At 68.1% G+C, this 11,501-nt stretch carries 8 protein-coding genes and 3 pseudogenes; 5 read left to right on the top strand and 6 right to left on the bottom strand.

The annotated features are described in order from the left end of the window. The first annotated feature begins 25 nt into the window (after positions 1-25). Complete coding sequence (locus tag ACFXB5_RS19225; RefSeq protein WP_385209168.1) at positions 26-949, top strand: alpha/beta hydrolase family protein; 924 nt, start codon at positions 26-28, stop codon at positions 947-949. A 99-nt stretch (positions 950-1,048) separates the two neighbouring features. On the opposite strand, the gene ACFXB5_RS19230 is transcribed toward ACFXB5_RS19225, so the two are convergent. Beyond that, on the bottom strand, positions 1,049-1,834 hold the full coding sequence (locus ACFXB5_RS19230; RefSeq protein ID WP_385209171.1) for an IclR family transcriptional regulator: 786 nt from the start codon (positions 1,832-1,834) through the stop codon (positions 1,049-1,051). 432 nt (positions 1,835-2,266) lie between these two features. Here ACFXB5_RS19230 and ACFXB5_RS19235 point away from each other — a divergent pair, with 432 nt between their 5' ends. After that, positions 2,267-3,655, top strand: coding sequence for a PHB depolymerase family esterase (locus ACFXB5_RS19235; RefSeq protein WP_385209174.1), 1,389 nt, complete (start codon positions 2,267-2,269; stop codon positions 3,653-3,655). Between the two features lie 132 nt (positions 3,656-3,787). On the opposite strand, the gene ACFXB5_RS19240 is transcribed toward ACFXB5_RS19235, so the two are convergent. Beyond that, complete coding sequence (locus ACFXB5_RS19240) at positions 3,788-4,762, bottom strand: glycoside hydrolase family 16 protein (protein ID WP_385209177.1); 975 nt, start codon at positions 4,760-4,762, stop codon at positions 3,788-3,790. Positions 4,763-5,358: 596 nt separating this feature from the next. On the opposite strand from ACFXB5_RS19240, the gene ACFXB5_RS19245 reads away from it, so the two are divergent. After that, positions 5,359-6,228: an IS5 family transposase gene (locus ACFXB5_RS19245; RefSeq protein WP_385209180.1), complete on the top strand. Its 870-nt coding sequence runs from the start codon at positions 5,359-5,361 to the stop codon at positions 6,226-6,228. On the opposite strand, the gene ACFXB5_RS19250 is transcribed toward ACFXB5_RS19245, so the two are convergent. Further along, entirely contained in the window at positions 6,176-6,967 is a 792-nt protein-coding gene (locus ACFXB5_RS19250; RefSeq protein ID WP_385209183.1) for an SDR family NAD(P)-dependent oxidoreductase, read from the bottom strand. The two genes, ACFXB5_RS19245 and ACFXB5_RS19250, sit on opposite strands and share 53 nt — an antisense overlap. Positions 6,968-7,269: 302 nt before the next feature. Beyond that, positions 7,270-8,105: pseudogene (locus ACFXB5_RS19255) on the bottom strand (IS5 family transposase). A 675-nt stretch (positions 8,106-8,780) separates the two neighbouring features. On the opposite strand from ACFXB5_RS19255, the gene ACFXB5_RS19260 reads away from it, so the two are divergent. Both ACFXB5_RS19260 and ACFXB5_RS19265 read left to right on the top strand, forming a co-directional pair. Further along, the gene (locus ACFXB5_RS19260) at positions 8,781-9,551 is read left to right on the top strand and encodes a methyltransferase domain-containing protein (RefSeq protein WP_385209186.1); all 771 of its coding nucleotides are present in this window, start codon (positions 8,781-8,783) and stop codon (positions 9,549-9,551) included. 100 nt (positions 9,552-9,651) lie between these two features. Beyond that, positions 9,652-9,942: pseudogene (locus ACFXB5_RS19265) on the top strand (winged helix-turn-helix transcriptional regulator); the annotation flags it as partial. 293 nt (positions 9,943-10,235) lie between these two features. Here the strand turns inward: ACFXB5_RS19265 and ACFXB5_RS19270 are convergent. Further along, positions 10,236-10,587 (bottom strand): annotated as a pseudogene (locus ACFXB5_RS19270) (IS481 family transposase); the annotation flags it as partial. A gap of 97 nt (positions 10,588-10,684) precedes the next feature. Beyond that, positions 10,685-11,485: an IclR family transcriptional regulator gene (locus tag ACFXB5_RS19275; RefSeq protein WP_385209189.1), complete on the bottom strand. Its 801-nt coding sequence runs from the start codon at positions 11,483-11,485 to the stop codon at positions 10,685-10,687. Positions 11,486-11,501: the final 16 nt, after the last annotated feature.

Consider the following 11,501-nt stretch of genomic DNA (forward strand, 5'->3'; position numbering starts at 1 on the left):
GCCGTTACGGTCCCGGTCCCGTGTCGTGGCCGTGCTGTTCGTGCTGGCGACCACCCTCGCCTCCGCGCTGTTCGCGGTCTCGGTCACACCGACCGCGGCCGCCGCGCGGCAGTCCCAGAACAGGCCCGCGACCGGACCGTCCGCCGAGAGCGCTGCCGTCCTCGCGGCGATCCCGAATCCGACCACCGCTTCGCTCGAGGCCACGAACGGGCCGCTGGCCATCGCCACTTACACCGTTCCCAATCCGAGCGGGTACGGGTCCGGCACGATCACCTACCCGACGGCCGGTGGCTCGTACCCGGGCGTCGTGCTGATGCCGGGGTACCAAGGCACCCAGCAGAACCTGCAGTGGCTCGCGCCCCGCCTCGCTTCCTGGGGCTTCGTCGTCATCAACGTCGGCACCTCCACGCTGGGCGACGATCCCGCGTCGCGCGGCCGCCAGATCAGCGCCGCCGGCACCCAGCTGATCTCGTTCAGCTCCACCGCCGGCAACCCGATCCACGGGAAGGTGAACGGCACGCTCGGTGCGGCCGGGCACTCGATGGGCGGCGGCGGTGTCATGGCGGCCCTCCGGGACGACTCCCGCTTCAAGGCGGGCGTGCCCCTGGCCCCGTACTACCCGAACCAGAGCTTCTCCGGAGTCACCGACCCCACCTTCTTCATGACCTGTCAGAGCGACCCCGTCGCCCACGCCAACACCTACGCTCTGCCCTGGTACAACTCCATGTCCCAGGCCGAGAAGCTCTTCGTGGAGGTTCCCGGCGACCATCTCTGCCCGATGACCGGCTACGGCAACAAGGCCAAACAGGGCAAGTGGATCGTGTCGTTTTTCAGCCGCTGGCTGTACGGCGACACCCGCTTCAGCCCGTTCCTGTGCGGTGCCGCGCGGGAAGCGGACAAGAACAACCCCTCCCTGGTCACGCGCTGGCAGGACACCTGCCCGTTCTGAGCGGATCCTCGCAGGGCTCCCGCGGTCTGCCGCGGGAGCCCTCCTCACGAGCCCGTGCTGCTCGCTCCGTCCGTAACCGCGTCCTGCGGAGGCGTCGGCTCACGCGCCGTTCTGCCGACGGAACAATGCGCGGGAGATGGTCCGGCCGGTGGCCATGACCACGGGCGCGAGCGCGCTCTGTCCGGCATCAGAGGTCCCCGGGACGACGGACACGGCGGCGACGACCTCGCCCGTCGCGTCCCGCACCGGGGCCGCGGCCGACACCGTGCCCCCGGGGCCGGGCCACCGGCCGATCACCGCGAAGCCCGTCCCCTCCACCTCGGCGAGCACGCGACGCAGGCCGGTCGCCGGGGCGTGGTGGACCAGATAGCGTTCCTGGACAGTGGCCCCCGCGTACGCGAGGAGCACCAGGCCGTCACCGGTGGCGTGCGCCGGGCGCCGGCCGCCGACCGGTTCGCCCGCTCCGCCGGTGTCCGGGGCGCCGATCCGCTCGACGAGCACCGTCTCCATGCCGTCCAGCACCGTCAGCCGCACCTGCTGCCGCCCGGTCTCCCGGTACAGGCCCAGGAGGAAGGGCATCGCCACGTCTCTCAGCTCCAGCCAACGTGGGGCCATGGCCGCGACCGCCCACAAGTGCAGGCCGATCTCGTAGCGGCCGTTCCGGTGACGTTCGAGCGCACCCCAGGACAACAGCTCGCCGACGAGCCGGTGCGTAGTGGTCAGCGGCATTCCGGTGCGCCGGCTGATGTCCGAGAGGGTCAGCCGACGGCGTTCTCCGGCGAACGCGTCCAGCACGCTGAGAACCCGGCCGGTCACCGAGCGGGGGGCCGGTTCCTTCTCGGCGGGCGCGCCGCTGGGCGGAGGTGGAGGCGGCGCTGAACGCATCTGGGGGTCCTTTCAGCGGATAGGGCCGTGTGCCGCACAAAGGGGGTCATGCGTTGACATGTGTATAACAAAGCTTCAGATGTGCGTGGCGGCAGGGCCACCCCTCGCCCCCGGATATGAAGCTGTCGTTTGCGCATAAGACAGTCGTGCACACCGCGGTGTTGCCTTTCCCTTGCCCGGGGAGCACGAGCAGACGGCCGGATTGATGCAGATGACGCATCGACAGATCCCGGTCCGGACGCTGGACGCCGTTCGGACACGGCTTGGAGACTCACGGGTGATAGGGCGACGCCCCGCCACCTGCCTTCACCATCTGCCCCGCCACGCGTCGGCGCTCACCACGCCGTACGGCTCTTCCTCGGTTCACCGCACCAGGCGAACGGCTCCACATCCGGCCCTCCTTCGGGCCGTCCGACACCTTACGGAGGACCTGTGCGCGACATCACCAGACGTGCGGCGCTCACCATCGCCGCGGGGACCGTCACCGCCTCGACGGTGAGCACCGCGGCCACCGCGGCTGCCGCGGCGGCCGATGCCCCGGCGCCGCGCCGACCGGCGGCGTCCGGAGCCAATCCCGTTCTGCGGACCGCCCTCGTCACACAGGTGACGCCCAGGAACAACTGGCGGGTGACCGCCGTCGCCATCCACTACGCGGTTCCCATCGACATTCGCGGCGGCGTCATCCCACCCTCCGCGTTCCAGGTCACCGCCGACCTCGGCGGGCAGAGCGCGGCCCGAACGGTCACCCGGGTCTACCCGAACACCGTGGCCAGGACGGACGACCTCCGCAACGCCGGACGGCCGGGCAGATACCTCATCATCGAGCTCGACCCGGACGACGCCAACGCACGGGCCTCCGGCACCGACCCTCTTCCGCTCCATCGCGCCTACACCGTCAGGCAGCTGGCCGATGTGCGGACCCCCGGCGGCGACCTGGTGCTCGCGGCCGGTCCGCTGGCGATCCGGAACGACGACGTCAACACCCCGGTGGTCGACGACTTCACGGCGGGATCGTTCACCGACTCCACGGGATTCGAGCTGGCCTTCCGGCTGTACCAGCCGGAAGGGTTCGTGCGGAGTCCGGGGGCGGCCACCCGGTATCCGCTCGTCGTCACCCTGCACGGCGGCGGCGAGGTCGCCGACAACAACATGACCCAGCTCACCGCCAATCGCGTCGCCGTCACCTTCGCCAAGCCCGAACGCCAGCGCCGGCACCCGGCGTTCGTGCTCGCCCCCCAGATTCCACTGCCCCGTCCCATGGACGGACCCGACGGAACGGACTGGACCGACCCCAAGGTCCGCGCGGCGCTGGTCGAACTCATCGACGCCTTCACAACGCAGCGCCCCGTCGACGCGGATCGGCTGTATCTCGTCGGCCTGTCATCGGGTGCGCGAGGCATCTTCAACCTGCTCCCGGGGCGTCCCCACACCTTCGCCGCGGCCCTGGCCACCGCCGGCTGGGGTGACCCGTCCACCATGGACGGCATCACGCACATCCCGATCTGGGCCGACCACTCCATTGACGACCCGGTGGTCCCCTACCGCGAGGGACGGTTCGGAAAGCCCGGCACCTGGACGCTGATGAACGCGCTGGAGAGCGCCGGTGCGCAGGTCACCCGCGGGGAGTGGGCCAACGACCTGCCGAAAGCGGAATTCGAAGCCCGCTCCAGGGCCCTGCTGAACCGGGCCCGCCGGGCCCGCAGCCATGTGCTGTTCACGAGCTACACGCCCGGAACGACGCCGGTGAGCCCGCACTTCGCGTGGGCCCAGACATACGAGAACGACGTCGTCATCGACTGGCTCTTCGACCAGTCCCGTTAGGCGTACTGGCCGCGCCTCGCCGCCATGCTGCCCTGGGCGGCCACACTCGGCTGGGGGGTGCCCGGTGTGGGCCCCGGCCCCCCGGCGGTGTGGGGCCGGGGCGCTCCGCTACCTGGATGAACGTGCGCGGCGTTACTTGCTCACCTTGACGGAGAACCAGTCCACGCTCATTCCCTCACCCGAGGTGGTGTCCGCCGCCGGCGAGGTGCAGCCGCAGACCTTGTTCGGGTAAGAGCCGCCGACCGCGACGTTGAAAATGGCGAAGAACCCGTGGTCCACCGCCTTCTTCCAGGTCTCGGCGGACACCTGGTTCTGCTTCACCGTGAAGGTTTCCTTGCCGTCGCGGTAGAAGCGCAGCTGTTCGGCGGAGGTGTCGGTGCGATCCACGATCACGGAGTACGTGTGGTAGTCGGTCTGACAGCCGTCGCACGGCAGCAGATCGCTGGTGATCCCGTCCGGGTCGTGGCACTCGCCGGCCCACTCACCGCAGTGGAAGGTGTTCGAGTGCTTGCTCAGCCCGTTGACGTCCTCCATGATGTCCAGCTCGCCGATGCTCGGCCAGTTGGTGGCCCCGACCGGGCGGGCGTCGGCGCCCATGGCCCAGAAGGCGGGCCAAATTCCGAGGCCCTTCTCCGGGTTGGGCTGCTTGAGGGAAGCGCTGATCTCCAACTGCCCACCGGCGGGCGCCTCGAAGTCGGTGCGCTGGGTCTCCACACGGCCGGAAGTCCACTTTCCGGAACCGTCACGGATCGGCTTGATCACCATGTGACCGTCACCGTCGTGGTAGACGTTGTCGGTCGAGTCCGTGACCGACTCGATCTCGCCGGTGCCCCAGTTCGCGGCGCCGCCCGGGTAGCCGGTGCCGATGTCGTACAGCCAGTCGTTCTTGTTCAGGCCGGTGCCCGCCGCGCCGTTGAAGTCGTCCTGGAAGACGGTGGTCCACTCGGCCTTGGCCGCGGGCTCGCCCGCGGCGGCGGTGTTGGAGGACACCGTGAGAGCCAGCAGTCCGGTCACCGGAAGCGACAGGGCGGCCACGAAGGCCAGAACGCGTCGTCGGCGGCGGGGTTTGGCGTCCGCCGTCGTATCTGAGGAAGTGATCCTGAACATGTGGGGGGCTGCTTTCGTTTGAAGGTATCGCGGTGGCGGGATGTGCGAGCCCCCGTAGCCCGCTCCTGGCGTGGGGGCGATGGAGTCGGGCTACGGGAACTCGGGCACAGTGAGCAGAGCGAGCGCGGACGGGGTCGAGAGAGCGCTCACACGCAATGACTGTCTTGGACCCTGCCCTTGCCGGTCAAGGGTCATGCTGGATTCACTAGTTGAACGAAAGCACTTGGCTGGACCGCGCCGCCGCGGAAGTATCGATTGCCCCACTTCAGAGTTGGAGGCATGCACCCGGTGTCTGCGCCCGCGCTCGCCAACTCTTGACGGCGTGCCATGCCGCCGGCAGGCGTCCACACCTACGGCATACCCGTCCATCGACGGGTCGCCGTTGACTGGGTTGAGCTGCGCCGCCGACAGATCCGCACATATATCGTGGCCACCGAGCCCCTCACCCAGGCCGACACGACTTGTCTCACCTACCGCGATGGACGAGCGGACTTAGAGGCCGCGCGGATAGGCGTGGTTGGGGACACCGGCAACAGAACGGGCACAGGTCCTAGTGATCATGGAGTTGCGACGCTCTGTGATCACTGGGGAGACCTGTGCCCGCGCTTCCATCATGGCTGACCGAACCGCTCTGGGACCAATTCACGGCCCTGTTTCCCGAGCGGCCGCAGTTCCACCCGGACCATCCGCTCGGCTGCCACCGCCGGCGCATCAGCGACCGGATCATCTTCGACAAGATGCTGCAACTGCTGCGCTGCGGCTGTTCGTACGAGGCGATCGCCGACACGACCTGCTCGGCCACCACGATCCGCACCCGCCGCGATGAGTGGATACGACTCGGCGTCTTCGCCCGGCTCAAGCAGATCGCGCTGAACTCCTACGACCGGATCGTCGGCCTCGTCCTCGACCAGATCGCCGTCGATGGCTCCGTCACCAAGGCGCCCGGAGGCGGCGAGGCAGCCCGTCGCTCACCAGTCGACCGCGGCAAAGAGGGCCTCAAACGCTCGGGCATGACAGACGGATACGGCATTCCGCTGGGTCGTGTCCTGGCCGGCGCCAACCGCCACGACTCCCCGTTACTCGCCCCCACCCTGGACCGCCTGGACGACCTCGGCCCGTTACCCGACGACATCACCGTCCACCTGGACGCCGGCTACGACTCGGACAAGACCCGCGCGCTGCTCAACGAACGCGGGCTACGAGGCCGGATCGCACACAAGGGCGAGAAGGCCCCTGTCCAGGCCACCCAGCGCTGGCGTATAGAGCGCACCCACGCCTGGCAAAACGCCTTCCACCGGCTCGCCCGCTGCTACGAACGCCGCACCAGCGTCATCAACGCCTTCTTCGACCTCGCCGACACAATCATCACCGTACGCAGACTGATCCGCACAGACGATCATGCCGTGGCCGCCCTCATTCCCACGGACGCGGCAGTTCGGTCGGCGGCGGCGCGGTGGGCGACGTGACCAGCATTCCGCCGTCGACCGGCAGGACGGCTCCCTGGATGTACTTCGCGGCTGGCGTGGTGAGGAACTCGATCACCTGGGCCACCTCGTCGGGGTCGCCCGGCCGACCCGCGGGGATCGCAGCGCCGTACGCGTCGAGCAGGTCGTGGGCCACGGCATCTGCGCGCGGCGTACGGATAGCACCGAGCTCGATGGCGTTGACCCGCACGCCGAAGCGACCATATTCCGCTGCCCAGGTGCGCGTCATGGAGCCCAGTGCCGCCTTGGCCGCTCCGAACAGGCTCAGGCCGGGTACGCCGAACTGCGCGGCTGTTCCGGTCATGTTCACGATCACACCGTCCCCGCGGCGGGCCATGGCGGGGGCGAGCAGACCCGTAAGCAGCAGCGGTGCGCGAAGATTCACGGCGATCACAGCATCGAAGTCGCTTGCCGAGGTCTTCTCGGTCGGCGCGTAGTAGGGCACAGCCGCGTTGTTGACGAGCACGTCGATGTGGCCGCCCGCCGTGTCGACGGCGACCTCGGCGAGTCTGCTGACCGCGTTCACGTCGGCAAGATCGGCTAACACCAGCGCCGCGGAGCCGCCCGCGGCTTCGATCGCCTCGCACGTCTCCTTTCCTTGCTTCTCACCACGGCCGGTGACCACGACAAACATGCCGGCCCGGGCAAGCGCGAGCGCGGCGTTCCGGCCGATTCCGTCAGTAGATCCTGTAACCAGGGCGGCACGGCTTGGCGCAGACATCGAAGAACTCCTCGTAACCATGGGCTCGGTTTGCGTTTCTGGCCGGATCAGCGCGTCCACCGGTCCGCCCGGGACACGCGTGCGCACCTGGGTAGGACGTTCGCGTGCAGTCCGGGGTTCATCGGCCGCTGCGAATGTGAGATCGCTCATGCCAGCTTGGCCAGAGCTAGCTTCCCGCCCATATCTCAAGGATCCGGCCGGCCAGCGTGCCGCCTGTTCCGCGTGCCCGGCCAGGCGGAACAGGCGGTCCTCGCGCCCGCAGCCGACGGCGTACTTTAGAGCTCGTGCAGATAGGCGTGGGGTCATGGTCGGCGGGTGGGGCGGTCGTCCCAGCGGTGAGTGGTCCGGCGGATGGTGCTACGGACGGTGATGACGGCGTCCGCGAGGTCGAAGAAGGCGTTGATGACGCTGGTGCGGCGTTCGTAGCAGCGTGCGAGCCGGTAGAAGGCGTTCTGCCAGGCGTGGGTGCGCTCTATACGCCAGCGCTGGGTGGCCTGGACAGGGGCCTTCTCGCCCTTGTGTGCGATCCGGCCTCGTAGCCCGCGTGCGTCGAGGGTGGTGCGGGTCTTGCCCGAGTCGTAGCCGGTGTCAAGGTGCACGGTGATGACTTCAGGCAGTGGGCCGAGGTCGTCCAACAGATCCAGGGTCGGGGCGAGCAGCGGCGAGTCATGGCAGTTGGCTCGGCTAGGACCCGGCCCAGCGAAATTCCATAACCGTCCGTCATACCTGAGCGCTTGAGGCCCTGTTTGCCGCGGTTGACCGGTGAGCGTCCGGCGGCCTCTCCGCCTCCGGGTGCTTTGGTGATCGACCCGTCGATGGCGATCTGGTCCAGGACGAGGCCGACGATTCGGTCGTACGCCTCCAAGGCGATGTGCCGAAGCTGGGCGAAGACGCCCAGCCGGATCCACTCGTCGCGGCGGTTGCGGATCGTGGTGGCTGAGCAGGTGGTGTCCGCTATGGCTTGGTAGGAGCAGCCGAAGCGGAGGAACTGGAGCAGCTTGTCGAAGATGATCCGGTCGCTGATCCGCGGGCGGTGGCAGCCCAGTGGGTGGGTCGGATCGTAGACCGGCCGGTGGGGCAGCAGCGCCGCGAATTGGTCCCAGAGGGGTTCGGTCAGCCATGATGGCAGTGCACGCACAGGTCTCCCGATGATCACAGAGCGTTGCAACTCCATGATCAGCAGGCCCTGCCTGCTCTACTCCCGGGGCGCTCCACCGAGCCTATCTGCGGGAGCTGTTACTGACGCTCCCCATCGCGCAGGCCACCTCGGCGCTCCCCGCCCTGGCCCGAGCACGGGTCCTTGCCGGGCTATAGGCCCTCGCTGTTGAGGAAGTGGCCTATCTCGAAGCCGGAATCGTAAGAAGGCTTCCGCTTTCCGAACGTGATCGTTCGATTGGGTCCGGGTGGGCATGAACTGCCGCTGGGCGGGAGGGATCGGGTTGTTCGTAGGCGCGTACTCGCTGGTGGGGATGGCTGGTGCCGTCGGTGCTGGGGCTGCTGGAGACGTGAAAGGACAAGGTCCGAGAGGAGGTCGCGCGGCTGCGCGAGGAGGCCGGGCGGGTGCAGGCGGTGCTGGTCACGGCGGTGAGCGCGTTGGCTCGGCTGGGCGGCGGGCGGGCGACAGTGGCCGAAGTGCTGGCAGAGGCTCCCACGCTGGCGACTGAGGATCGACAAGCAGCCGTACTGGGCCTGAGATCCCGGCGCCGTCCGTCGGCCCTCGACAGCCGCGTAGCAAATTCGCCGTCCCCCTGTGCGTCTGCGTCCGCGATCCTATGCTGACACCGAGGGTGGAGACGACCTGGGGGTATGCGTGATGAGGGCAGCAGGCGGGAGAACCTCAGTATTGAAGTCGGGGGTCAAGCGGCTCTTGGGTCGTGCTGGATTCGATATCGTGCGCAGCACCAACAACCTGGGTGGCGTCGACGACTTCATCCCGTTCGAGGCAACGATGCGGGCTGCACGGGCGTCCGGTCTGTCGGTCGGTGACCACATCGACAAGGTCATGAACGGGACGCCTGGCGCCACCCAGTGCACCATCGATGAACTACGCGCTCTCGGCGTCTTCGCTGCCAACCCGAACACGGTGCTGGAGATCGGCCCCGGGTCCGGACGGTACCTGGAGAAGACGCTGAAGGAGTGTTCACCGGACCGCTACGAAATCTACGAGACGGCAGCGCCCTGGGCCAACTACCTAGTGGACACATTCAGCGTGGTCGCCCAACCGACCGCAGGATGCAGCCTCGCCCCGACACCCGACGGCAGCATCGACCTCGTTCAGGCCCATAAGGTCTTCAACACCGTGACCTTCCTCTGCGCCTCCCGCTACTTCTTCGAGATGGCACGTGTCACGCGACCCGGTGGTCGGATCGTCTTCGACGTAATGACAGAGAACTGCCTGGACCCGGCCGCGGTACGCGCCTGGGCGACGCAGGGCGGCGCGGGGCACGACTCCTACCCAGCCGCCATGCCTCGCCGGACTTGCGTGGACCTCTTCGCGACCCTCGGCTGCAGCCTGGAGGCCAGTTTCCTGGCGCCGATGGGCGTCGCCTCCACGGAGGTGCTTGTCTTCGGAAAGGCGGCTTGACCCTGTGCCGCTCGAAACGTCATCGCCGCAGGTGAACGGGATGCGGTCAGTCCGCTGGGATCATGTCCTCTGTGATCGTTTCCTTTATGCAGCATGACAGGTCGTGCTCTACGGCCTCAGCGAGGGCCCGGTGCGCCATGGCGAGCTGATCGAGATCATCGGCGGCATCTCCCGCAAGATGCTCACCCAGACGCTCCGACGGCTCCAGGCGCACGGACTCATCCGCCGCCACGCCTACGCCGAGGTGCCGCCCCGCGTCGAGTACGAGCTCACCCCGCTCGGGGCGACGCTGATCGATCCGATGCACATGCTGACCGAGTGGGCGAGGGCGAACGGCGACGCGGTGCTCGATGCGCTCGACGCCGATCCCGAGCCGGTCGCCCGTAGCGACCGAGGCCCCCGCCAGGACACTGAGTATCCTCTCGGCCGCTACTCGGTATCGGCCCGGCCGGGCTCGGTCCGCAGGCTCCCGATGTGTTGGACGATCTGCCACATCGGGGTGGTGGTCCTGGCCACGACCACGAGCGTCTCACCGGTCTCACCCAGGTGCGGTGCACGAGGTCAAGCTCGTGGTCCACGGCGGACGCGACATTCCAGTCGACGGGGGCCGGTTATAGCGCAGCCGAACCCGGCATCCCGCCGGAGCCGGACCTTGCGCTTGCCGAATAATCTCGTCCGTGCAGGTCACGCGGCATGTTTGTATGCGTGGAGGATGCCGCCAAGGCGGTCGTGGCGTCGTATGCCGAGGTGGCTCAGCTTGTCGGGATCGTCGATTGGCGTGGGCAGTGGGTGTAGTGGTCGGGCGTTCGCGATGCCCTGGTGGTTCGAGGACGTCATCGAACAATCCGGGGAACTTCCCATCCCTGTCCCTGATCATGAACCGGGCCCGGCAGCCTACGTCCTCGAGATCCATGACCAGGTTCTTCGCAGCCCGGGTTACCCAGGAGGTGGTCGGGTGTTGCGGTGGCGCCCAGGATCCGAATGCGGCGGCGCTGTGCTCGATCACCGCGAATATGTACATCCGCGCGCCGGACAGGGCGGGCAACGGCAGCCGATGCAGCAGCGCCGCCAGGAACGCCCGGTCGCTCGGGCTGAACCGGGCTGGTCGCGACCGTGCGGAAGGTCTTCAGTTTCTAGGAGTCGATGACTTTCAAGTCCGCGGGGCGTTCGGTAACGGAGGCGCGGAAGCCCATGGCTCGTGAGGCTTCCTCCGCCGCCTCCTTGAGACGGCGGAGGTGAAGGGGGCGTTCGGACTCCGGCAGATGTGCGGAGAGCCCACTCAGACTCAGAGCTGCGGTGATCTTGCCGAGGTGGTCGCGTACTCCGACGCTCAGCGCGGTGACGCCCTCCTCGATGTCGTCGTGGCTGACCGCGTAGCCGTCGCGGCGGATTTCGGCTACCTGTTCGCGTAGCCGTGCTTCACTGGGGCCGCCGACGCGGCGCTGGAACGGCCCGGCCAGATAGTTTTCGAACTGGGATTCGGTAAGCTGGGCCAGGAGTAGCTTGGGACCGGCACCCAGGTACAGCGGTAGTGTGCCGCCCACTTGTAGTACGTGCGTGGCCGCGTAGCGGCCGTCGAGGCGTTCCAGACAAACCGCCTCGTCGCCGCGTAGCACGATCAGGAACACGGTTTCCCCGGTCTGCCGGTACACCTCACGCATCGCGTGCAGGGCACGGTCGCGGATGCTGAACCGCCGGGCCATCGCGCTACCGACACGGAACGCGCCGATGCCCAGTCGGTATGCGCCGGGGGAGGGCCGCTCCACGAAGTCGCCGGCCATCAGGGTGGTCAGGATCCGGTGACACGTGCTCTTGTTGAGGTCGAGCCGCCCCGCGATCTCGCCGAGGCTCAGCTCGTCCGACGTCTCGGCGAGTAGTTCGAGCACCGCCATCGCCTTGACCAGCACCCGGACCGGGCTGCCCCCGGAACTCACCTTGTCCTCATTCTCC

The organism is Streptomyces sp. NPDC059455, assembly GCF_042750115.1.
GTDB lineage: Bacteria > Actinomycetota > Actinomycetes > Streptomycetales > Streptomycetaceae > Streptomyces > Streptomyces endocoffeicus.

Excerpts from the sequence above, each read along its gene's own strand:
- ACFXB5_RS19230 (WP_385209171.1), bottom strand. The coding sequence starts at position 1,834 with ATGCGTTCAGCGCCGCCTCCACCTCCGCCCAGCGGCGCGCCCGCCGAG.
- ACFXB5_RS19240 (WP_385209177.1), bottom strand. The coding sequence starts at position 4,762 with ATGTTCAGGATCACTTCCTCAGATACGACGGCGGACGCCAAACCCCGC.
- ACFXB5_RS19250 (WP_385209183.1), bottom strand. The coding sequence starts at position 6,967 with ATGTCTGCGCCAAGCCGTGCCGCCCTGGTTACAGGATCTACTGACGGA.
- ACFXB5_RS19260 (WP_385209186.1), top strand. The coding sequence starts at position 8,781 with ATGAGGGCAGCAGGCGGGAGAACCTCAGTATTGAAGTCGGGGGTCAAG.